Source organism: Thermaerobacter sp. PB12/4term (genome assembly GCF_003403315.2).
Classification (GTDB): Bacteria; Bacillota; Sulfobacillia; order Thermaerobacterales; family Thermaerobacteraceae; genus Thermaerobacter.
In genome coordinates, this window is the sequence record NZ_CP048407.1 from 2,015,705 (window position 1) to 2,038,231 (window position 22,527).

General features: G+C 72.4%; 16 protein-coding genes. 7 read left to right on the forward strand and 9 right to left on the reverse strand.

Annotation, left to right across the window (positions count from 1 at the left end):
• Nucleotides 1-266: 266 nt before the first annotated feature.
• The gene (locus DYI95_RS08375; RefSeq protein ID WP_116900243.1) at nt 267-2,432 is read right to left on the reverse strand and encodes a DUF2512 family protein; all 2,166 of its coding nucleotides are present in this window, start codon (nt 2,430-2,432) and stop codon (nt 267-269) included.
• A gap of 456 nt (nt 2,433-2,888) precedes the next feature.
• Here DYI95_RS08375 and DYI95_RS08380 point away from each other — a divergent pair, with 456 nt between their 5' ends.
• From DYI95_RS08380 to DYI95_RS08400, 5 genes are all read left to right on the forward strand, one after another.
• Nucleotides 2,889-3,812 (forward strand): PRD domain-containing protein, encoded by a 924-nt coding sequence (locus DYI95_RS08380; protein ID WP_116900242.1) that lies wholly within the window; start codon nt 2,889-2,891, stop codon nt 3,810-3,812.
• A 147-nt stretch (nt 3,813-3,959) separates the two neighbouring features.
• Nucleotides 3,960-5,093 (forward strand): PTS transporter subunit EIIC, encoded by a 1,134-nt coding sequence (locus DYI95_RS08385; protein WP_116900241.1) that lies wholly within the window; start codon nt 3,960-3,962, stop codon nt 5,091-5,093.
• 83 nt (nt 5,094-5,176) lie between these two features.
• On the forward strand, nt 5,177-5,503 hold the full coding sequence (locus DYI95_RS08390; protein ID WP_256366242.1) for a glucose PTS transporter subunit EIIB: 327 nt from the start codon (nt 5,177-5,179) through the stop codon (nt 5,501-5,503).
• Entirely contained in the window at nt 5,496-6,047 is a 552-nt protein-coding gene (locus DYI95_RS08395; protein ID WP_116900240.1) for a PTS glucose transporter subunit IIA, read from the forward strand. The genes DYI95_RS08390 and DYI95_RS08395 overlap by 8 nt, the downstream gene beginning before the upstream one ends.
• Before the next feature lie 50 nt (nt 6,048-6,097).
• Entirely contained in the window at nt 6,098-7,381 is a 1,284-nt protein-coding gene (locus DYI95_RS08400) for a hypothetical protein (protein ID WP_116900239.1), read from the forward strand.
• Here DYI95_RS08400 and DYI95_RS08405 read toward each other — a convergent pair.
• The 3 genes from DYI95_RS08405 to DYI95_RS08415 form a co-directional block, all read right to left on the reverse strand.
• Nucleotides 7,361-7,519, reverse strand: coding sequence for a hypothetical protein (locus tag DYI95_RS08405; protein ID WP_158556032.1), 159 nt, complete (start codon nt 7,517-7,519; stop codon nt 7,361-7,363). The two genes, DYI95_RS08400 and DYI95_RS08405, sit on opposite strands and share 21 nt — an antisense overlap.
• Nucleotides 7,520-7,665: 146 nt before the next feature.
• A complete protein-coding gene (locus DYI95_RS08410) occupies nt 7,666-10,875 on the reverse strand; it encodes a M36 family metallopeptidase (RefSeq protein WP_243149702.1) in 3,210 nt (1,069 codons plus the stop codon).
• A 220-nt stretch (nt 10,876-11,095) separates the two neighbouring features.
• Nucleotides 11,096-11,629 carry a transcription repressor NadR gene (locus DYI95_RS08415; RefSeq protein WP_243149703.1) on the reverse strand — a complete coding sequence of 178 codons (534 nt, stop codon included), beginning with the start codon at nt 11,627-11,629 and terminating at the stop codon, nt 11,096-11,098.
• A gap of 758 nt (nt 11,630-12,387) precedes the next feature.
• On the opposite strand from DYI95_RS08415, the gene DYI95_RS08420 reads away from it, so the two are divergent.
• Nucleotides 12,388-12,930 (forward strand): hypothetical protein, encoded by a 543-nt coding sequence (locus tag DYI95_RS08420; RefSeq protein ID WP_116900238.1) that lies wholly within the window; start codon nt 12,388-12,390, stop codon nt 12,928-12,930.
• A gap of 219 nt (nt 12,931-13,149) precedes the next feature.
• On the opposite strand, the gene DYI95_RS08425 is transcribed toward DYI95_RS08420, so the two are convergent.
• The 5 genes from DYI95_RS08425 to DYI95_RS08445 all read right to left on the reverse strand — a co-directional run bounded on the left by DYI95_RS08425 (nt 13,150) and on the right by DYI95_RS08445 (nt 21,018).
• The gene (locus tag DYI95_RS08425) at nt 13,150-14,445 is read right to left on the reverse strand and encodes a C40 family peptidase (RefSeq protein WP_116900237.1); all 1,296 of its coding nucleotides are present in this window, start codon (nt 14,443-14,445) and stop codon (nt 13,150-13,152) included.
• A gap of 243 nt (nt 14,446-14,688) precedes the next feature.
• Entirely contained in the window at nt 14,689-17,118 is a 2,430-nt protein-coding gene (locus DYI95_RS13290) for an ABC transporter ATP-binding protein (protein WP_116900236.1), read from the reverse strand.
• A gap of 42 nt (nt 17,119-17,160) precedes the next feature.
• Nucleotides 17,161-18,114: an ABC transporter permease gene (locus tag DYI95_RS08435; RefSeq protein WP_116900235.1), complete on the reverse strand. Its 954-nt coding sequence runs from the start codon at nt 18,112-18,114 to the stop codon at nt 17,161-17,163.
• Between the two features lie 27 nt (nt 18,115-18,141).
• Nucleotides 18,142-19,053 (reverse strand): ABC transporter permease, encoded by a 912-nt coding sequence (locus DYI95_RS08440; RefSeq protein WP_006903423.1) that lies wholly within the window; start codon nt 19,051-19,053, stop codon nt 18,142-18,144.
• A 306-nt stretch (nt 19,054-19,359) separates the two neighbouring features.
• Nucleotides 19,360-21,018: a peptide ABC transporter substrate-binding protein gene (locus DYI95_RS08445; protein ID WP_243149704.1), complete on the reverse strand. Its 1,659-nt coding sequence runs from the start codon at nt 21,016-21,018 to the stop codon at nt 19,360-19,362.
• Between the two features lie 459 nt (nt 21,019-21,477).
• On the opposite strand from DYI95_RS08445, the gene DYI95_RS08450 reads away from it, so the two are divergent.
• Nucleotides 21,478-22,494: a PH domain-containing protein gene (locus tag DYI95_RS08450; RefSeq protein ID WP_243149705.1), complete on the forward strand. Its 1,017-nt coding sequence runs from the start codon at nt 21,478-21,480 to the stop codon at nt 22,492-22,494.
• The last annotated feature ends 33 nt before the right edge of the window (nt 22,495-22,527 follow it).

The following is a 22,527-nucleotide window of genomic DNA, read 5'->3' on the forward strand; positions in this document are numbered from 1 at the left end:
CGATGATACCACTTCTGGCAGGGTGATCTGCGTCCGGCCGTGGTGAGAGAAGGCCGCGGAGGCGGGTCAGCTTGGCTGCGGTAGGCCACGACGGCAACAGGCTACCACGGCGGCGGGCCACCGCGGCTGCGGCAGGCCGCCGCCGCTGCGGATCAAGGGGCTGCTGCGGCATAGGCCGTCGCCGGGGGGTGACCCGGCGGTCTCCCGGGTTTCCGGGTCTTCCGGTGTCCTGGCCGCGGCCGGAGGGTTGCCGGAGGGTGTGCCCTCTACTCGCCCGGCACCAGCCGGGCCAGCCCCCGTGTCTTCAAGTACCGGTGGAAGAAGAACTCGGCGATGCCCAGGGCCAGGGACGCCAGCCCCACCGGTCCCGGCCGCAGGGCCAGGGCCGGCCACAGGTAGCCGGCCACCGCCAGGATCAGGGCCGCCAGCAGGACGTCCACCACCATCGCCACCGCCTGCCCGCCGACGGGCAAGACGATGCGATCGCCGGTGACGTAACCGGCCAAGGTGACGGCGGCAGCCAGCAGGAGCAGAGCACCGGGTCCGGCCATGCTCCCCCCTGCAGGGAGGATCCAGAGCAGGACGGCCGCCGTGGCGACGAATTTCACGGCCAGCGCCGAGAGGTGCGGCACGGGTCTCACCCTGGTTAGGATTCCCCGCAACCCGGGCGGCCGCAACCCGTGCCGCCAGCCGGCCGGACCCCCGGCCTGCCCCGCGGGCCGTCCAGGGCCGCCAGGGGACAAGGGGCGCGTACCGCCGGCGCGGCGCGGGCTTGCCCACCGCGCCGGCGAGGGCGCCACCCTGCCGCCGCCGGGGACCACCGCCGGCGCCACGACCGTGGCCCGCCGGGCAAGGGCGCGAGGGGCGGCGGCCCGGACGACGGGAAGACCCGCCACCGGCGAGACGATCCCCGGGGTGGCCCGCGCCTTGACCAGGGGACTGGGACGCGAAGCCGGCAAACCTGGAGAGGGCGCCGGGCGCACCAGCGACCGGAGGATGCCGAAGGGGCCGTGGGCCGCGGGCAACTCGACGGTCCACCGCAACCCGCCGGGCGCCGCCCGCCAGCGGCCGCCATGCAGGCCCGCCACCGCCGCCACCAGCTCCAGGGCCAGGGGCGAGGTCACGCCGCGGCGCCACCGGTTGCCCACGGCCGCCCCTCCCGCGGGGCCGGTTCGTCCCGCGGTGGAACCGGCGGAGCCTGCCGGGCCGCCGGCCCGGGAGCCGGCCGCAACGGCGCCAGGGCGAGCGTCGCGGACCGCCTCCGGCAACAGTACTGCCCTGCCCTCCGCCGGGATGATCCCGGGCCGGCCCCCGTCCCCGGCCGGGGCCGGCGGCTGCGCCTCCAGGCCCAGCACGACCGCCGCCCCGTCACCGTCAACCCGCATCTCCAGGCGGCTTCCGGGCGGGCAGCGGTCGATGACCGCCGCCACCAGGCTCGAGCACAGCAGCTCGAGCAACGCCCGGTCGCCGCGCACCACCATGGCCGTCCCGGATCGGCCGGCCAGAGTGACCTGCACCTGGCGGGCCAGGGCCACGGCAGCCAGCCGGCGGGCGGCCCGCTCGGCCACGGCGGCCAGGTCGACCCGTTCCCGTTCGGGCCGCACCCGCCGGGCCTGAAGCCGCAACCAGCAGGCCAGCTGCAAGGCGCTGAGGCGCAGCAGCTCGGCCTCGGCCTCCAGCTGGATCAGCACGTGGCTGTGGGGACGCTCGTCAGCGAACCGGCCGGCGGGCAACCCCTCCTGCACGCGAAGGGGAACGATGCGCCCCCACCCGCCGCCAGGGCCGGCGAGGGACGCGCGGGCGTCCGGCCTGTCCGGGGGATCAGGAAACCGGGGCCCGGTGATGGCGGCAGTCTCCCTCGCTGCGGCAGCCGGCGCCACCGGGGAGGTGGGAGCCGGCACCGCCGGGAAGGTCGCCGGCGAGACGGGCGCGGCCGGGGTCGCGGGATCTACCGCAGAGGCCCCGCCGGAGGCCTGGGAACGGCTGCGCCTCAACATGCCGGCCGCCAGGGTGACGGCGGTGGCCCGGGAGCGGAAGTCATCCAGGACCGTTTCCACCAGCCAGCGCCGGTCGTCTTCCTGCCGGCACCAGCGGCCCCACTGCCGGTCGAGCCAGGCGGTACCCGCCGCCACAGGTACGGCTGCGGCCAGGACCACCAGCCAGGCCGGGCTGCCGGCGCGGCGGGCCAGTTCGGTCGCGGTGACGCTGGCCACCACCGTGAGGATGACGCCCGCGGCCTGGCGCCACCGCCACCCGCCGGCGGCGCTCCGGTGCCGGTCCCCCTCAGGCCCGGGGCTGAGGTCCTGCTCCCCGGCGGCTGCCGCCCCGGCCCGCAGCCCGCCGCCTTCCCGCCCCGATCTGGAGGATCTGGCCGTCCAGCGTGCCGGAAGGCACGCCATCCGCGCCATGCCCGGAATATCCCGGATCCCCATGCCCGCTCCCCCCACCGGTCCCGCGTCCACCCGGGCAGAACCCGGTCACCGTCCCGGCCGGGGCTGGATCTCGCCTCGCCGGGGCGCCGGCCCGCCGCGGGTAATGGCCCAAGTTCGCCCGGGCCTGTCCGTTTCCTGGCGCGAAACGTTCCGAAATACCACGAAGACAACGGGATTCGTGCGACAATTCTCGACGAACCCGGCGACGGCCCGCCGCGATGCCGCCGGCCGGTTCCGGCCGCAGGGCGGCCTATCGGGTCAAGGCCTCATAGTCCTTCGACCTGTCGTGATGGCAATCTGTCCCGCCTGCCCTGATCGCCCCGGTGGCGGCAGGATCGCGGGCGGCCGCCCGCGAACCCAGGGGCGGCGCCCGGCCGAGAGCCACGGGCGCGGGGCGCGAGCCTGGTACACATGGCACCCTATGAGCATCCTGCCAGGCGACGGGGAGGGCAGCCGATGTCCCGCGACCACCAGTCCGAGGCGCGCCAGGCGCGGCCCCCCCGGGGAATCGCCGGGCCCGGTGAGGAGGGCCCGGCGGGGTACCGGGTGATTCAGGTCCTCAACAACAACGCGGTCCTGGCCCGGGACGGGAACGGCCGGGCCGTGGTGCTGCAGGGCCGCGGCCTGGGTTACCGGTCCCGGCAATCCCGCTGGGTTGCCGCCGGTGATCCCGCCATCGAAGCCGTCTACGTGGCCGAACCGGCGGCGGTGCCCGCCCCGGACTGGTTGCCGGGCGTGGTGGCACGGCTCGTGCAGCGGGCGGAGGCGGCCCTGGGCGAGCCGGTGGACCCCCACATCGTGCCCGCCCTGGTGGACCACCTGGCCTTCGCCTTACACCGGGTGCAGCAGGGCCTGCCCCTGGAGAACCCGTTCCTTGACGAGATCGAGGTGCTGTTCCCGGAGGAGCTGCTCCTGGCCCGCCAGCTGCTGGCGGACGTGGCCGGCGCCGGCGGGCCGGTTCTGCCGCCCGCCGAAGCCGGTTTCGTCGCCCTGCACCTGCGGGCTGCCCGGGCGGGGGTCCCCGTCAAGCAACCGGCCCGGGACACGGCGCTGGTGCACGAACTGGTGGAGTGGGTCCGGCGGCGCCTGCAGGTGCCGCTGCGCCCCGGAAACCTGGACCACGCCCGGCTGGTGGCCCACCTGCGTTACCTGGTCGACGCGGTGGCGCGGGGTGGCGGCACCCCCAACCCCCTGCTGCCCCGGATCCGGGAGGAGTTTCCCCAGGCCATGGCCCTGGCGGAGGAAATGGGGGCAGAAATCGCCCGGCGGCTGGGCAAGCCCGTCCCCGAAGACGACCTGGGCTACGTGGCCCTGCACCTGGCCAAACTGATGCTGGAGGGCAGGTCCCCGGAAGGAACGGTACCCTCCCGGCGCGAATAAAGTCGATACCCAGACCACCTTCGAAACCCGGTGTGTTACGGGTTCGACCCGGCATGAACCGGAGGCGTGCGCGGCCCCAAAGCAAGGCCGTGCATCCTCCGGTTTTTTGCTGGCAAGGTGGACATATTCAGAGGAGGGGTGTCCGCGATGAACGTCATGGGGGGATTGCAGCGGGTGGGCCGGGCGTTGATGGCGCCCGTGGCGGTGCTACCCGCGGCCGGCATCCTGCTGCGCCTCGGCCAGCCGGACCTTTTGAACATTCCGGTGATGGCCCAGGCCGGGGATGCCGTCTTCTCCAACCTGCCCCTGCTGTTCGCCATCGGCGTCGGCATCGGCCTGGCAAACCAGGCGGGTGTGGCCGGACTGGCGGCTCTGGTCGGGTACGTGGTGTTCCAGAAGACCCTCACCACCATCAACGAGGACCTCAACATGGGCGTCCTGGCGGGCATTCTCACCGGCGCGCTGGCCGCGGCCATGTACAACCGCTACCACAACATCCGGCTGCCCGAGTGGCTGGGCTTCTTCGGCGGGCGCCGGTTCGTCCCGCTGGTCACCGCCTTCTGGGCCCTGGTCCTGGGCGTGGTCTTCGGGTTCGTCTGGGGCCCCGTCCAGCAGGCCATCGACGCCCTGGGCAACTGGATCGTGGGGGCGGGGGCTGCGGGGGTCTTCGTCTTCGGAGTGCTGAACCGGCTCCTGCTACCCTTCGGCCTGCACCACATCATCAACAGCCTGGTCTGGTTCGTCTTCGGTGACTTCACCAACCCCCAGACGGGCGAGGTGGTCCACGGCGACCTGCACCGGTTCTTCGCCGGCGACCCGTCGGCCGGGATCTTCATGGCCGGGTGGTACCCGATCATGATGTTCGGCCTGATCGGCGTCGCCCTGGCCATGATCCACGAGGCGAAGCCGGAGAACCGGGCGGCGGCCCGCGGCATCCTGCTCTCCGCGGCCCTGACCTCCTTCGTCACCGGCATCACCGAACCGCTGGAGTTCGCCTTCATGTTCCTGACGCCCGTTCTGTACGTCACCCACGCGGTGCTCTCGGGCATCTCCATGGCCCTGGTCTACGAGCTGGGGATCCGCCACGGGTTCACGTTCTCCGCCGGTCTCATCGACTACGTGCTGAACTGGGGCATCGCGACCCGGCCCGCCCTGCTGATCCCCATCGGCCTGGTCTTCGGCGTGGTCTACTACTTCCTGTTCCGGTTCCTGATCCGGCGGCTGGACCTGCCCACGCCCGGCCGGGAGCCGGTGGAGACACGCAGCAATCCGCAGGGTTAGTCTGAAACCGGGGCCAGGTTCGTCGCAGACCTGGCCCCGGAACGGGGCCACGTCCCAACCCGCGCAGAGGAACCACGAAGCGGGTGGGCCCGGCCGGCGTCGCCCGGCCCGCCCGCGGTGGCTCCACGGCGTGGCCTGATCTGGTAGCCGGGGAGGCGAGGACTATGTCGGACAAGGCCCGAGCCGTCATCGAGGCCCTGGGGGGGCCGGACAACATCCGGGAGCTGGACAGCTGCATCACCCGACTGCGCTTGGTGCTGGCGGATCCGGGGAAGGTGGACGAAGCCGCCCTGCGGCGCCAGGGAGCCATGGGCGTGGTGCGCATGGGGGGCGGCGCCGTGCAGGTGGTCTTCGGTACCAGCGCCGAGCACCTGGAAGCCGAGATGAAGGAGCTTCTGGGCCGTGGGTGACCGGCCGAACCCGGCCCGCGGCGGCCCGGCCGGGGCCGCCGCGGCGGAGCCGGCCGGCGGCGGTGACCGCAGGGAGCTGGCCGTGCCGGCGCCGGTGACGGGCCGGATCGTCCCGCTGGAGGAGGTCCCGGATCCCGTCTTCGCCGAGCGGATGGTGGGCGACGGGGTGGCCCTGGACCCGCAGGCGGGCCCCGTCATCGCCCCCCTGGCCGGCACCGTCACCGCCCTTTTCCCTACCGGCCATGCCGTGGGACTGCGGACGCCGGAGGGCGTCGAGCTGCTCATCCACCTGGGGATCGATTCGGCCCACGCCGAGGGGGCCTTCGAGGCCCTGGTGGCCGTGGGGCAGCAGGTGGAGGCGGGCCAGCCCCTGATCCGGATCGACCTGGAGCGCCTCAAGGCAGGAGCCCGCTCCCCTCTCTCGCCGGTCCTGGTCACCAACCTGGACGAGCTGGGGGGCCGGGTTGCGCCCGTGGCCCAGGGCACCGCGCTGGCGGGGAAGAGCGTGCTGTTCCGGGTGGTGTGGGCCGGCGGGCCTGCCTGAGGACCGGTGAGCGGCGCATGCCAGGCGGCGAAATCTCAGGAGGTCGAACCGTGAACGTCCCGTTCCACCCCGGCGAGCCCGCCGGGGAGAACCTGTCCCAGCCCTCTGGATCCCCGCAGCCGCGTGCCGCGGGGGCACCGGAAGAGGTCGTGCAGGCTGCCGCCGTACAGGCTGCCGTGCCGCCGGCGCCGGAGGGCCGGCCCGCAGGGCGGCTGCTGGAGTTGGTACCGGCCGAGCTGGTGCGCCTGCGGGGCACGGCGCTGCGGCAGGCCATCGCGGCCAGCGAGGGCCGGGTGCTGGCCGCCGAGGTGGTGGCCGTGGCCGCGCCCCTGGTGGACGGCGTGACCAACGGCGAGCTGGCCGCCGCCTTCGGTGCGGACCTGTTGCTGGTCAACGTCTACGACGTGCGGGCGCCCCGGATCGCCGGCCTGCCGGGCTGGGACGAACCGGCCGGCGCGGCCCCCGCCTGGGCCGTACCGGGTCCGGCGGCGGCTGCCGGCGAGCCCGCGACCTTGCCTGCTGCCCCGCCGGCCTCCACCGGGCCCGCTCGCGCGGGAACGGCTGCCCCCGCCGCCGCACCCGGTACCCACCCGGCCGAAGCGGCGCCCGCCACCGCGCCCCCGGGCGCACCGGCAACCGGCACGCCCGCCGGGCGGGCGGTACCGGGCGCCGCGGCACCCGGCCTCCAGGGCCCCCTGGCCGCCCTGGCCCTGCTGGCCGGCCGGGTGGTGGGGATCAACCTGGAGCCCAGCGACCGGGTGCCGCCGGGGCGGCGGGCCACCCCGGAGAATGCCCTGCGGGCGGTGGAGCAGGGGGCCCAGTGGATCCTGTTGACCGGCAACCCCCAGACGGGGGTCACCCCGGAAGGCATCCTTCAGGCGGCGGAGGCCATCCGCCGGGTTCTTCCGCCCGAGCGGCTGCTGCTGGCCGCCGGCCGCATGCACGGCGCCGGCTGCTGGTTCGGGCAGGAACCCTTTCTGGACGAGGGTGCCGTGAAGGACCTGGTGGCGGCCGGGGTCGACCTGGTGGCCCTGCCCGCGCCGGCCACCGTGCCGGGGGTTACCCTGGACCAGGCGCGCCGCTGGGTGGAGGCCGTCCACGCCGCCGGCGCCCTGGCCATGAGCACCGTGGGCACTTCCCAGGAAGGGGCAGACCGGGAGACCGTGCGGCAGATCGCCTTGATGGCCAAGGCGGCCGGGTTCGACGTGCATCATGTGGGCGATGCCGGCTACCACGGCATCGCCCTGCCGGAGAACATCCTGGCCTACGGCATCGCCATCCGTGGCCGGCGGCACACCTACCGGCGCATGGCCCTATCGCCCTGGCGGCGGTGATTCCAGAACCTCCAGCGCCCGGTCCAGGAAGGGGTCCATCACCCCGGCGGCCACCTGCTGGGGAATGCCGGCCAGCCGCCCGGCCCCCAGGTCCCGAAGAACCCGGCCCGTGGCGGGCTCGTCCCAGTGCCCGGGCAAAGGCCGGCGGGGCGCCTGCAGGCGCCCCGCCGGCCCCGCTCCTCAACTGCCCGCTGGTGCTCCCCTTCGGGGGAAGCCGTCCCCCGCTCCGTCCGCCGGGCGCCGGGGCCGCGGGCGGATTCGGCGGCGCCGCGGCCGGTTCGTCCTCACTGGGACGGTTCGGCGATCAGGCGCAGCGGGACACTGGCGCCCAGCCAGAGGTCGGCCACCACGAACCGGGTGCCGCCCGGGATCACCGCCGACTCGTCGGCTGCCGCCGACGCCTTGCTGCCCAGCATCTGGCAGTTCGCCGCGTAGAAGTAGAGGTCGAAGTCATAGGTCCCCGTGCCCGGCCCGGCGGCGGTGATGCGATGGGTCCCGTCACCGAAGGACTCGGGCAGCTCCATCACCCACCCGTCGAGGCCCTCGCTGGAGGGGTCGGGGTTGCAGGTGGCGACGAACTCGTTTTGCGTCACGCCGCCCACCGTGTCCGAGGTGGGGTTGCCCACCCGGACCGTCCCCTCCTCGACGATCGGGTCTTCCTTGGGCAGCGGTGCCGGTTCGACCGCGGTGGCCCGGTCCCCGCCGAAGACCTGGATCTCCGCCACCTGGGCATAACCCAAGCTGTTGTCCTGGGCGGTGTCGGCGAAGAACCGGATGTAGGCCGCCTGTTCCGGCCGGCTCAGCGTCCAGAGCTTGTAGTGCAGGGCGGGCGCCACGGGGCGCGGCTTCTCCGTGGGGAAGCTGCCCTGGAGGATGGTCTTCCACACCACCCCGTCGGTGGACACCTGCAGGGTGAAGTCCTTCAGGGCCGCGAAGCGCGCCTTGGCGATGTCCTTGAAGGCGCTGACCTGGACCGCCGTGATGGGCACGGGCCGGTCACCGGCCAGGTCGACCACGACCCACTCGCCGTCATAGCCCTGGTCGTTGACCGCCGTGGCCCAGACGGTGGCCTCGGTGTCGTCCAGGGCGTTCTTGGCCGGCAGGGTGGCGTCCTCGCCCAGCCGGCTGACCTGGATCACCTTCGCCCCGTTGGCCAGGGAGGCGTAGTTGGGCTGCAGGCTGAACCGCAGGGAGGTGGTCCGCCCCGCCGTGACCTGGATGCCGCGGAAGGTCCGGGCCCCGAAGCCCCGCGCCTGGATGGTCACGGTGTAGGTGCCGCCGACCATGTCCAGGGCAAAGCCGCCTTTGGCGCCCGTCACCGCCGCCGGGCTGACCCGCGCCTCGTACTCGCCGATGATCACCCGGGCGCCGGCAATGGGCTTGCCGGTGGTGGCGTTGACCACCGTCCCCACCAGCCGGCCGTTGCGGGCCCTGGCCAGGTGGTCGAAGGCCGGGTGGGGGTCGGTGTCGTCGCCGGTGTTGCTCACGGCTCCGGCCCCCAGGCCGCGGCGGGCAAAGGCGGTCCAGAGCAAATCGAAGTGGTCGCCGTGGTAGCGGTCCACGTCGGCCGTGAGGATGGCATCCCGCATGTCGATCATGCTGGGATCGGGCGGGGAGATGGGCATGGCATCGGTCACCAGCTGCTCGGCGATCTGGGCGCCCTTCGCCTTGCCGTACTTGCCCACCAGCGCCTTCCACACGTCCCACAGGATGACCGCCCAGATCTCGCCGTCGGCGTGGACCTCCGGCCCCGTGATGTCATAGCCGATGTCGCCGAAGCCCAGCGGGCTCTGATCCAGGGCGTAGTTGCGGATGCCCGTCTTGGCATTGCCGGTCACGTACTGGCCGACGATGGGCCGGTCCTGCAGCCCCCGGGCGATCAGGTAGGACATGCCGTACCAGTCGCCCCAGGCCTCGCCCATGGACCCCGCCTGGTGGCTGTTGAGGGCCTCGCCGCCCGCCACCAGCCGGTTCGACAGGGCGTGGCTGTACTCGTGGTATATCACCCCGGCGTCGAAATCGCCGTCGGCGCACTTGCCCTCAAAGGCCCCCGGAATGGGCTCCCAGAGGAACATGCCGCTCCAGGAGGGCAGGCCGTCGGGCAGCGTCAGCATGTAGGCGTTGTCCCGGCCGGTGTAGAGCGGCTCGCCGCCGGTCAGCGCCCCCGCCTGGGCCAGGCCGAGGATCGGGTCGCCGCCCTGGCCGCCCTTGCCGAAGTTGTCGACCTGCAGGTTGCCGGCCGGCTCCGTCCAGCCCAGCTTGTAGAAGTGGTCGTGGAAAAGGTTGTGGTGGTAGAAGAGGTTGGTCACCGCCGCCTCCACGTCTTCCGCGTAAGAGGGCGGCGTGGCCTGGCACTGGGTCCGCCCCCACTGGTCGGTGAAGGCGTAGTGGAAGTGGGAAAGCACGTTCACCGGACGAACCAGCCCCGGCGCCTCGGGCACCAGGAAGTTGCTCCAGTTGGCGAAGGTGTCGGCGTTGTTGCCGAAGGTGGTCGGACCGCTGACACCGGGTAGCACCCCTACCCAGCCCCTGGGCGAGGCGCTGGGATCCCCGGCGAAGGACTTCACCACCTGGGTCCCCCCCGCCGGCGCCCCGGGGTAGTTCTCAAACACCAGCCCCTCGGGCCCGCTGAAGTTCACCAGGGGGCGGCGGTACAGGATCTGGCCGCTGGTGGCGTCGACCAGGACCTCGTAACCTTCGGTGAGTTTGGGGATGAACAGGATCCGCCAGGCAGGCCGCAGCTCCTTCCCCATGGGGAAGAGGGCCTTGCGGGCGTACTGGACGGTGGCAAAGGGTCCCTGGGCCAGCACCGTCCAGCCGGCGCGGGTGCCGGTCACCTCGGGCGTGTACGCCAGTGTCGGGGCCAGTACCGCGGCCACCCGACTGACCGCATCGGTGACGCCAAGATCGAAGCCGCCCTTGACCGGCGCCGCCGGCTGGGCGCTGGCGGCCACGGAGAGGATCCGCCCTTCCCGGTTGACCGCCACGATGATGCGGCCCCCAGCCGCCGTTTCAATCCCGCTGAACGTCTGCTGGAAGGTTACGGGGTGGAGCCCCGTTCCCGGCAAGGCATAGTCCCGGACCACCTTCAGCCCGTCGACCACCTGGTCCGTCCAGCCGAACAGATCCTTGTGCTCCCGCAGCCACTGGCGGGCGATGTCCACCGCCTGGCCCTCCGCCGCCCCGGTCAGGTAGCCCTGGCTGCGGGTGATCATGGACGGGGTCTTGTAGAAGGGGTTCCACCGGATGCGCAGGCCGCTGCCTACCTCGGCGGCCAGCTGCGCCGCCGCCTCCCGGGTCCGCTCCGGCAGGTCCAGGGCCTGCAGGTCATCCCGGATGTCGATGGACGGTGCCAGGGCCGCCGCCGGTTCGTCCCCATGCGCCCGGGCATCGAGCCCCTGAAAGGCCTGGGCGGGTGCCGCCAGGAACGAAAGGGCGATGAGAGCGGCCGTCACCAGGCAGGCCAGCGCGGCCCGCCGTTGCCGCTTGGGCATGACGCACCCTCCTCCCCCGCCCGGACCGGCCCGGGTTCCGGCCCTGACGGGCGGCGATTCCTGCCATCCCCTGGGGATTCACTTAGGGATTCGCGGGCGGGATAAGCTTTGTGCACAGCAGAAGGGGCGGAAAGACCGGGCCAGGCGGGGCAGGCGGGGCGGGAAGGACCGGCGGGCCGCTCCAGGGACGGGCCCCATGCTCCCCCCAGGCTCCAGGTTCTTACTCTTTGTCAAGCAGAAAGCCCAGCCGGCGCAGGGCCTGGTCCACCCGGGCACGGGCGGTGGGGTCGTCGGCCTCCAGGGTGTGGAGGTGCGGGCCGCCCGTCAGGGTCAGCAGGGGCTCGGCCCCGGTGGCGACCATCTGCCGGCAGAACCGGTCGACGTCGTGCCGCGAGCGCAGGTCTAATAGCCCCCTCAGTTCCCCGTAGACAGGGTGCTCCACGATCACATCCCGCACCGTCACGCCCTGGTCCACCATGGCGTAAAGCTCCCGGCGGATGGTCTCCAGTTCTGGGCCGTGCTCAACGGCCACCTGCCAGGTGAAGCGGGCCGGCGGCCGGTTCAGGACGTACCCGGCGGGTGTGGCCAGGATGGGCTCCCCCTGGGCCCGCAGCAGGGCGATGTCGTGGACGATCACGGCTCGGGTGACGCCCATCTGCCCGGCCAGCCGCTGGCCCGGGACGGGTTCCTCCGCCCCAGCCAGAAGCTGGAGGATCGCCTGGCGCCGGCGGGCGGCATCACCCGGCCGGGACAACCCTTCGAAACCAGCGGCCCCGCGCCCAGGCGTCAAAGCAGCGTGAGCGTAGGAGCCGGGTGGCCCGGCATGCCCGGAATCAGAAGACTCCCTTGGAGCCTGCCGGCGGGCCCCCGGCGGATCCAGCTGGGTCTTGTCCCCCTGCCCATGGGAGGGCGCGGTGCGCCGGGGTCCATCCCCCCCGGGGGCCTGGCCTTGACCCTGCCCGCCTCTCCCCTCGTCCGGGCGGCGCCGCGGCGACATGCGGAACATGGAACCCCTCCTCCCCGTGCCTCGACCAGGTGCCGTGGCTGGACCAGGTGCCAGGCCGGTGAGCCACGTGCCGAGCCGGGTCTCGCCAGCAAGTTGCCGCGTCCGAACCGGGACGAACCGGCTGGCGCTCTCCTTCGCAGGATGGCCCGCCCTTTCCTCTTGGCCGCAGCAGCCTGGGAACGGGCTGGCCGGAGCACCCGTTGCTCAGCACCTGCGGATGGTGTATATACACCTGTAGATACATGCGTAGATACATGTTCAACGGTTGAGGTGCAGGTTCAGCTCTAGACAGGTTCAGCCCTAGACAGGCGGGTCTTCCGCTGCCGATCCGGGTTGATCGTTGCCGCAGAAGCAGGTTCTGCACGGGCTCCATGCCCGGCGCCCCAGGGCCGGCCCGCTCATCTCCCTGGGGCATCCCGGTGGGGATCCCGGACGGGCGGCGCCCCACCTGGCCCCGGGCCAGACCGTGCGGCAATGAACAGTACCACCAGGAGAGGAAGGTTGCCATGCCTGCCAGAATGTCCCCGCCGGCTGCGCCCGCATCTACCGCCCCGGTGGCCCGCCAGGTGGTGCTGGGCGGCCTGCTGACGGCCCTTGCCCTGATGATCCCCATCTTCTTCCGGGGAACGCTGCAGCTCACCCTTGGCCCCTATTACACCGCCACCCTGGCGTCCCACGTCCCGCCCATGCTGGCGATGACCCTCGGCCCGGGGGTGGCCGTGATGGTGGGCCTAGGCGCCACGGTCGGGTTCTTCCTCACCCTGGGCCCGGTGGTGGCCGCGCGGGCTTTCGTGCACGTGCCCTTTGCGGTCCTGGGCGCCTGGGCCCTGCGCCGGGGATGGCCCCTCTGGGCCGCCCTGCTCCTGGCCCTGCCGGTACACGCCGCCGGTGAAGGCCTGGTGGTCTGGCTGGCCTCCGGCACGGCGATCCAGGCGTGGCTCACCGCTGGTGGCACCGCGGTGCACCATCTGATCGACGGCGCCCTGACCCTGGCGGTGCTGCGCCTGCTGCGGCGGGCGGGGATCCGGCTGGCGGGCACGAGCAGCTAAGATCCCAACCCGGCCCTGGCACCAGGTGGCGGCGCAGCGCCCCGCCTGGCGCTCTGGCCCTGCCGCCGGATCGGGAACCGGGCCCGCGCGGGCCCGGTTCTTCGCGGGCCCGAATCCTTGTGGAACAGGACACCGGAGGAACCGCAGCGTCGCCGCCGCGAGCCGGCCAGCGGGCACAGGTGGGCGCCGGTGCCCGGCGGCCTCGCCGGACCCGGTTTCCTAACCCGCGTGATAGCGGCGGGCGCCGGCGTACTTTTCCCCGTAAGGCGGCGTGTCCAGGGGGATCTCCTCCACCACCCGCCCGGAGCTGGGGGCGTGGATCATGCGGCCGCCGCCGGCGTACATCCCCACGTGATGAACGCTGCCCTTGCCGCCATCGTGGGCAAAGAAAACCAGATCGCCAGGCTGCAGCCGGTCCCGCTCCACCGGCTGCCCCCGGCCGTGATCCCGCTGCGGGGCCGCGTCACGGGGGATCAGCAGGCCGTGGAAGCGGTGGACTAGGTACATGAAACCCGAGCAGTCCACTCCGAAGCCCGAGGTGCCGCCCCAAAGGTAGGGGAGTCCCAGGAACCGGCGCGCCGTTTCCAGGAGGGTCGTTCCCGGCACCTTGGCGGGTGGAACCTGGCCGCCGGGTGGAACCCGGCGGGGAGGGTCCAGGCGAACGGCCGCCCGCCGCACCCACGCCACGGTGGGAGGTCCTGCGGCCAGCGGGTCATCCTCCGCCGGTGGGGCCCCGGTTGGGCGGCTGGCGTGCCGGCCCGGATCGCCGGCCGCCGGGCCGGCCGTGGCGGCCCTGGCCGGGCCACCGCCGTCGCCTTCCGGGGTGAAGCCTGCCCGTCGCCCCGGCGCCGGGTTGGGGGTGGGCACCGCCACGGGCAGCCACTCGCCTTCCGCCCCGCCGGCGGCCGCGCCAGCTCCGGCCGCCGAGCCGTCTTCAAAGGCCGCGGCAATGCTCCCGGTCCCGCTGTCTCCGTGGGAAAGGCCGGGGAGGCAGGTGCCGAAGCTGACCTCCGTCCAGCGAGCCTGAGGGTGGGGCCGGTGGTACAGCCAGGTGGTCAGGGCCGTGACGGTAGCGGTGGTCAGGGCCTCCGCGGCTTCCTCCGGCGCCGGTGCCCCGGCAAGACCCGCCCGGCGCGCCACCGCCGCCCAGGCGGGATCGGCCGTCAACTGCCAGCCCGGGATCCAGCCCGGATACCCACCGGGAGCGCCGGGTTCCGCCTGTTCGGGAACGGCCACCCGGGCCCACCCGTCCCGTTCTTCCAGCACCGTGACCGGCTGGCCCAGCAACACCTGGGTCTCGATGCGGCCCACCAGGTCCTTCCGGGCCTCCACGTCCAGGGCGGACAGCCACTCCCGCAAGCCTGCGGGGGCCGCCAGCGCCGGCAGGTCGACGGGCCGGGGCCGGCCGGGATCCCGCCAGACGGTGGCTACCGCTACGGCCACCCAGCGAGTGACCGCGGGGCCCATGGGGCTCTCCTGGCCCGCACCGGCCTTCGCAGACGAAGGGGTTGCCATGCCTTGCCGCCTCCCTCGGGCTTGACCTTGCACCGCCTCCGGGGTTGAAACCGGCGCCCTTGCCCCCACCCCTGCCATGCCCTGACCGGATGCAGCAGCCCGCAATCTGCAGGGGCCCGGCGCGCCGCCCGCAGAGAGCGCGCCGGACGGGGGAACAACGGCGAACCGCAGCAAACCAGCCCCCTCAACGGGAGCGGACCAGCACCTTGAGCGGCCCGTAAGGCCGACACGCCCTTTCCAGCCTCAGCCGGCCAAGTGGCAGGCCACCCGGTGCCCCGGCGCCAGTTCCCGGAGTTCGGGCACCTCTTCCGCGCAGCGGGCCTGGGCCAGCGGACAGCGGGTCCGGAAGGGGCAGCCCGAAGGCGGGTTCACCGGATCGGGCGGCTCCCCCTGGACCAGCTTCCGCTCCCGCCGCCGCGCCCGCACCGGGTCGGGTACGGGGATGGCTGCCATCAGCGCCTGGGTATACGGATGCAGGGGCCGCGCGAAGAGTTCCTCGACAGGCGCCTCCTCTACCACCCGCCCCAGGTACATCACCGCCACCCGCTGGCACACGTGCCGCACCACCGCCAGGTCGTGGGTGATCAACAGGTAGGAGAGGCCCAGCTCCTCCTGCAGGGACCCGAGCAGGTGCAGGATCTGGGCCTGGACCGACACGTCCAGGGCCGAGAGGGGCTCGTCGGCGACCACCAGCTCGGGTTCCACCACCAGCGCCCGGGCGATGCCGATGCGCTGGCGCTGGCCGCCGGAGAACTCGTGGGGATAGCGCGAGGCGTGGTCGGGGCGCAACCCCACCCGCGCCAGCATGGCCCGCACCCGTTCCCGCTGCTCCCGGCGGCTCAGGCCGGGGATGAGGTGGAGAGGCTCGGCGATCAGATCTTCCACCCGCATGCGGGGATCCAGCGAGGCGTACGGGTCCTGGAAGACCATCTGCAGGTGGCGCCGCACGGGGCGCAGGGCCGGTTCGTCCAGGGGAGCCAGGTCCCGGCCTCGGAAGAGGATGCGTCCCCGGGCCGGCCGGTAAAGGCGCGCGATGGTGCGACCCAGCGTGGTCTTGCCGCAGCCGCTCTCCCCCACCAGCCCCAGGGTCTCGCCCCGCCGCACTTCCAGGGACACCCCGTCGACCGCCCGCAGGAAACGGGTTTGCCGCCACCCGCGCTGGACGGGAAAGACGGTGGCCACATCCTCCAGCCGCAGCAGGATGTCAGCCTGCCTGGGGTCACCGCCGGCCACCCCGCCACGGGCGGTCTGGGGAGCCTGCCGCGGATCCTGCCGGCCAGCCTGCCCCAGGTCCTGCTGCCGATCCTGCCGCGCCGCCTGCCACGGGCCCTGGTGCGGGTCCTGCCGCCGCGGGTCCTGCCCATCGTGGGGACGAACCGGCTCCCCAGGACCGCTGCCGTAGGTCACCCGCACCCGTGGTCCCGCCGGGGCCTGCACCGGGGCGCGTTCCGCGCCGGCCCCGGCCCTGCCCGCACCGCCAGCGGCCCGGCCGGAGGTCGCCGCCGGGGCGCCTTGGCCGCCGCCTCCGGCCAGCGGAGCTTCCCAACCGGCGGACCAGGCCTCCCCTTCGCCCGCCTCCTCCACCAGCCAGCAAGCGGCCACGTGGCCGGGGGCCAGCTCCCGCAGCGGCGGCACCTGGTGGAAGCAGCGTTCTTCCGCCAGCGGGCACCGGCTGGCGAAGGGGCAGCCGGCGGGAAGCCGCCGCGGGTCGGGGGGATCGCCCGGGATGGGGTCGGGGGGTCGCGCCTCGGCTGCGAAGGGATCGGGCACCGCTGCCAGCAGCGCCCGCGTGTAGGGGTGGGCCGGCCGGGCGAAGAGCCGGTCGACGGGCGCGGCCTCGGCGATGCGGCCCCCGTACATCACGTACACCCGGTCGGCCAGTTCCGCCACCACCCCCAGGTTGTGGGTGATCAGCAGCAGGGAGGCGCCCGTCTGGCGGCGCAGGTCGTCGAGGAGCGCCAGGATCTGGGCCTGGATGGTCACGTCCAGGGCGGTGGTGGGCTCGTCGGCGATGACCAGCCGCGGCGGGGTGGCCAGGGCCATGGCGATCAGCACCCGCTGGCGCATGCCGCCCGACAGCTCGTGGGGATACTGGCGCAGCCGGTCGGCCGGCCGCGGCAGGCCGGCCAGCGCCAGCAGTTCCTCCGCCCGCGCCATCGCCCTGGCCCGGGGCATCCGGCGGTGGGCGGTGATGGCCTCCACCAGCTGGTCGCCCACGGTGAAGAGGGGGTCGAGGGAGGTCATGGGATCCTGAAAGACCAGCCCCACCTCCCGGCCACGGACGGCCCGCCAGGCGGCCGGGCTCAGGTCGAGGAGGTCGCGGCCCCCCAGCCGGATCCGGCCGCCCACCACCCGGCCCGGGGGCGGCACCAGCCCCGTAATGGCCCGGGCGGTCACCGACTTGCCCGACCCGGACTCGCCCACCAGGGCGACCACCTCGCCCTGGCCCACGTTGAGGCTCACCCCCCGCACCGCGGGAACCGGCCCCTCGTCGGTGAAGAAGGTCACCTCCAGGTTCTCCACTTCCAGCAGGGGCTCAGCGCCCGGCGCCGTGCTGCCGGCCGGATCTTCCGGGCGCAACGGCTTCACCCCCGCCATGGCCCGGCCGCCGCCCGCCGGCTTCGTCCCCGGTGCCGGCCCGGCGCCGGCCCTGACCTCACCCGTCCCGCCCACATCGCTGCCTCCTCGAGTGCAAGATCGCCATGTCGTCCTGGTCTAGCGCAGCCGCGGGTCCAGGGCATCGCGCAACCCGTCGCCCAGAAAGTTGAAGGCCAGCATGGTGACGCAAATGAAGGTGGCGGGGAAGAACAGGGCCCAGGGTGCCGCCCGCAGGGCGCGGTTGCCCTCGGCCGCCAGCACGCCCCACGAGGCGAAGGGGGCCTGCACCCCCAGCCCCAGGTAGCTCAGAAAGGCCTCGCTGAAAATGGCCTCGGGCACCAGCAGCGTCATGGTGACCAGGATCGGTCCGATGGCGTTGGGCACCAGATGGCGCCACACCACCCGCCACGGCGGCACGCCCATCACGCGGGCGGCCAGGACGAACTCCCGCTGCTTGAGACTCAGGACCTCCCCGCGCACGATGCGGGCCATGCCCGTCCAGTACACCGCGCCCAGGGCGATGAACACGTTGTCCAGCCCCGGGCCCATGACCACCACCAGCAGGACCACGTACAGGATGAAGGGCAGGCCGTAGATCACGTCGATGATCCGCATCATCACGTTGTCGACCAGGCCGCCGTAGAACCCGGCGATGGCACCGTAGGTGACGCCGATGGTCAGGCCGATCAGGCTCGCCATGATGCCTACCGCCAGGGACACCCGCGCCCCCCAGAGCACCCGGGTCAGGATGTCGCGCCCCAGATGGTCCGTGCCGAACCAGTGGGCGGCGCTGGGCGGCTGGTTGGCCTCGGCCAGCACCTGCTCCTCGTAGCCGTAGGGGGACAGCATGGGCCCCACGACGGCCGCCACCACCATGAGGGCCACCACCACCAGGCCCGCCATGGCCAGCGGGTTCTTCCGCAACCGCCGCCAGGCCTCTTGCCAGTATCCTGGCGCCGGGGCCGCCAGCGTCTCCGCGGGTAGACCGTGCCCACCGCCGCCTCCCGGGAACGCGGGGGCCAGGGAACCGGCGTTTCCACCGGGCAGGGGATGGATCGAGGGGGTCGCCATGGCGTCATCCTCCCGTAACGGCGCCACCTACAGCCGGATACGCGGGTCGACGAGCCGGTACGCCACGTCGACCAGCACGTTGGCCACCACCAGCAGCGCGCTGTAGAACATGGTCACGCCCATGATGACGGAGTAGTCGCGGTTCGTGACGCTCTGCACGAAATACTTGCCGAGCCCGGGGATGGCGAAGATGTTCTCGACCACGAAGCTTCCCGTCAGGACGCCGGCGGCCAGCGGGCCCAGGTAGGTGATGACGGGCAGCACGGCACTGCGCAGGGCGTGGACGAAGATCACCCGCCGGGGGCTGAGCCCCTTGGCGTGGCAGACCGTGATGAAATCCTGGCGCAGGACCTCCAGCATGTTGGACCGCACCAGCCGGGCGATGACCGCCGTGGGCAGGGCCGCCAGGGCCAGGGTGGGCATCACCGCCTGGGCGGGCTTGCCCCAGAGGCCGGCCGGCAGCCAGCGCAGATGGTAGGCGAAGACGTAGATCAAGAGGCCGCTCAGGATGAAGTTGGGGATGGAGATACCCAGGGTGGCGGCGAACATGGCCACCCGGTCGGGCCAGCGGGTGTGGTAGACCGCGGCCGCCACGCCGACCCCGATGCCGGCCACCAGGGCGACGCCGATGGCCAGGGCGCCCAGGGCGGCCGAGACCCGGAACCCGTCGGCCACGATGTCGTTCACCGTCCGGTTGGGGTAGGTGAAGGACGGCCCCAGATCCCACACGGCGGTGCGGTAGAGGTAGTCCAGATACTGGCGCCAGAGAGGCCAGTCCAAATGGTAGCGGGCCTCCAGGTTGGCCAGGACCGCCGGCGGCAGTTCCTTCTCGGCGGCGAAGGGACCGCCGGGCACCGCCCGCATCATGAAGAAGGTCAGGCTGGCAATGGCCCAAAGGGTGATCAGGGTCACCACAAGGCGCTGGCCCGCATACTTCACGGTACTGCCTCCTTCGGGATGAACGCCGCCTCGACCGCCCCCAAGGCATCACAACCGGGCCCGCGGCCCCCCAGCGCCACGGGCCCGGTCGCACGGGTCACACGGGACGGTATGGCAACGTCCGGCAGGCGGCCGGTCACGCCGCGGGCCTGCCGGACGGGCAAGGGCCGGCGCGCCGCCCCGCTGCCGCTGGGGTTGTTGGAGGGCACCCGGAACCCGCGGTGGCGGGCCCCGCCGCCGGCGGCACCGGCGCCCCCGGCGGCGGGAACGGCGCTCGCAGCGCGTTCGGCACCCCCGGCCCGGGGCTCACTGGCCCTTGCCTTCGATGTAGGCCCACTTGTAGTCCGTAGTGCCCAGGGCGGTGCGGAAGACGCCCTTGACGTAGGGCTTCTCCTGGTAGACGTTGACCCCGAAAAAGATCGGGCCGATGGGCATCTCGTCCATCAGGATCTTCTCTGCCTCGTGCATGTTCCGGAAGCGTACCTGCTGATCGCCGGTGGTCTTCGCCTCTTCGATCAACCGGTCATATTGGGCGTTGGACCAGCCCACGCGGTTGTTCCCGCCGCCGGTGACCCACAGGTCGAGGAAGGTCATGGGATCCAGGTAGTCGCCCACCCAGTTGCCGCGGCTGAGGTCGTAGTCACCTTGCTTCTGGGCGGCGAGGAAGACCTTCCATTCCATGGACTGGAGCTCGACCTGGACCCCCAGATTCTGCTTCCACATCTGCTGGTAGGCCTCGGCCAGCGCCCGGTTGGTGTCGTTGTCGTTGTAGAGGTAAGTCACCTTGGGGAAGCCCTGGCCGTCGGGATAGCCCGCCTCCGCCAGCAGCCGGCGCGCGGTTTCGACGTCGGCGTCCTTGAAGTAGTCGCCGCCTTCCTCCCGGAAGTCCTCGTTCGTCACCGGGTTAGGAATGCCGAAGGGCACGAAGGCCAGGGCCGGCTTCTGCCCGCCCTTGAGGATCTGCTCGACGATGGCCTTGCGGTCCAGGGCGAGGGTGAAGGCCTTCCGCACCCGCGGGTCATCAAAGGGCGCCTTGCGGGTGTTGAAGTAGATGGACGTCACGCTGATCATGGGCGACGTCTTCGCCTCGCCGCTGGCCAGCAGTTGCGGGATGTCCTGCGGGTTCAGGCTGCCGTTGGAGTCCAGCTCGCCGTTGGCGAACATGGTCTCCGCCGTGGCACCCTCATTGACCATGACGATGTGCATCTTCTCCAGGCGCACCGTGTCCTTGTCCCAGTAGGTGTCGCTCTTCACCAGGTCGATGTGGCTGTCGTGGACCCACTCGGCGATCTTGAAGGGGCCGTTGCCCACGTAGGTGGCCGCCTCGCCGGCCCAGTCCGGGTTGGACTCCACCGTCGCCTTGTGCACCGGCATCAACGTGGGGAAGGCCGTCAGGCTGAGGAAGTAGGGCGTCGGCGCCTCAAGGCTCACCTGCAGCGTCTTCTCGTCCAGCGCCTTGACGCCCACCTGGGTCGGGTCCGTGATCTCACCGCTGTTGTAGGCCTCGGCGTTCTTGATGTAGTAAAGCTGGTACGCATACGGGGCGCCGGTCTCGGGATTCAGCACCCGCAACCAGGCGTAGACGAAGTCCTCGGCGGTGACGGGCTCACCGTTCTGCCACACCGCATCCCGCAGGTGGAAGGTGTAGGTCAGCTGGTCGTCGCTGACCTCCCACTCGGCCGCCATGCCGGGTTCGACCCCGTTGGGACCGATGCGGGTCAGGCCCTCCATCACCGAGTTGACGATCTGGAAGCTGGTCAGGTCGGTCATCAGGGCCGGATCCAGCGTCGGCGGCTCCGATCCGATGTTGTCGTTGAGGACCTGCTCGTCCCCGCCGCTCCCGTCGGAACCCGGCGAGCCGCAGCCGCCGAGGACGAGGGCGACCAGCAGCACCCCCGCCAGGACCGCGCCGCCCGCGCGGCGAATCCGCCGTAGAACGGTTCGGTGCCACCCTCCGTGGTTCACCGTACCACCCCTTCGCTCCCCGTCCGGGGATTTTCCGCCCGGGGTCCGCAACGCGGCGGCCGCCCCCTCGCGACCACAGCCACCGCACCGCCATGCCTGCCGGTCCCCCAGGATCCAACGCCATGGGCATTTCTTAGCCGAAACCGCTATTTCCTGCTTATCGGGCGGCGAATTGCGCGATTGCCCGGGAAATTCACCGCTTCCCCCGGCCGTCCCGGGGTCGCTGGAGAGATTCATCACCCATGCCAGTTCATAAGGCGGCTGGGCGCATCATCGAGGAAGGGAAGGGCCCGGTCGGCAAAGAATCATCAAGGCGCTGGTTTGGTTTTCCTGTAGGCGGACACTGCCAGGAACCGGCGGCCGGATCACAACCGGCTCGGCCCTCGAGGTGAGCCCGTGACGCGAGAAAGCCCACCAGGGCGGGAGGCTCCGGCTTCCGCGCCTCCCGGCGCAACAACGGTGGACGAACAGCCTACCCGGGGCAAAGACGCCGCGCAAGACGAACTGGAGCGAGGCTGGCGGGAGCCCATGACGGTCTGGGAGTGGGTCCTTGAGATTCTGTCGGCGCTCTTGCTCCTGGCGACCCTGGCGTGGATCGTCGCCCTTTGGCCCCACCTCCCCGACCGGATTCCGGTCCACTTCAACCTGCGGGGCGAGGCCGATGGCTTCGGGGCCAAGGCCAGCATCTGGGGCCTCTGGGGGGCCGGCGTGTTCCTCTACGGGCTGGTCACGGCGGTGACGCGATTGCCGGCATCGCTACTCAACTGGCCCGTCGAACCGCAGCCGGAGACGGCCCGGGCCATGGCGCGCGCCAGCCGTCACCTGGTCCGCGGGATGAAGTTCCTGCTCATGGCCACGCTGCTGCACCTTACGGTGGGCGTCACCGCCGTCGCCCTGGGCAGGTGGGCTGGCCTTACACCCTGGTTCTATCTGTGGATCGTGGCCCTGCTGGGGCTGGTGCTTGGCGGCTGCGCGGCGGTATACCGGGCGGGGCTGCGCCCACGGACGGCACCGGCCGCGACCCGACCGGACGGGTCCTGGCCCGACGTGGTCGACTTCCCCGCCGCCCGCAGCAAGATCCTGATGGCCCTGACGGCCATCCCGCCGCTGATTCCCTTCTACATGGCGCTGCGCGGCGACGAGACGGCCATCGCCGGGTTTGTCGCCTTGGGGCCGTATCTCTTGGTGGTGGGCTTCACCTTGTGGCGCCCGTCCTACTACCGCGTCACACCGACCCACCTGCAAATCCGGGCGGGGTTTGCGGACTTCGACATCCGACTGGCTCGGATCCGCCGCGTTCGCCCGACCTGGAACCCCGTCGCAAGTCCGGCACCGTCCCTGCGCCGGGTGGCCATCGAGACCGACCAGGGCGAGACGGTGCTGGTGTCCCCCGTGGATCGCGAGGGCTTCATCGCCGTCCTGCGGGAACGCTGCCCCCAGGCCGTGGTCGAAGGGGGCCGCGGCTCACGTCGCTGAACGGCCCCTCCCCATCCTGCACAATCCGGCCAA

What these genes read in the sequence shown, in the direction of transcription:
- DYI95_RS08375 (WP_116900243.1), bottom strand. Translation starts at nt 2,432, where the DNA reads ATGGGGATCCGGGATATTCCGGGCATGGCGCGGATGGCGTGCCTTCCG.
- DYI95_RS08380 (WP_116900242.1), top strand. Translation starts at nt 2,889, where the DNA reads ATGTCCCGCGACCACCAGTCCGAGGCGCGCCAGGCGCGGCCCCCCCGG.
- DYI95_RS08385 (WP_116900241.1), top strand. Translation starts at nt 3,960, where the DNA reads ATGAACGTCATGGGGGGATTGCAGCGGGTGGGCCGGGCGTTGATGGCG.
- DYI95_RS08410 (WP_243149702.1), bottom strand. Translation starts at nt 10,875, where the DNA reads ATGCCCAAGCGGCAACGGCGGGCCGCGCTGGCCTGCCTGGTGACGGCC.
- DYI95_RS08420 (WP_116900238.1), top strand. Translation starts at nt 12,388, where the DNA reads ATGCCTGCCAGAATGTCCCCGCCGGCTGCGCCCGCATCTACCGCCCCG.
- DYI95_RS08425 (WP_116900237.1), bottom strand. Translation starts at nt 14,445, where the DNA reads ATGGCAACCCCTTCGTCTGCGAAGGCCGGTGCGGGCCAGGAGAGCCCC.
- DYI95_RS08435 (WP_116900235.1), bottom strand. Translation starts at nt 18,114, where the DNA reads ATGGCGACCCCCTCGATCCATCCCCTGCCCGGTGGAAACGCCGGTTCC.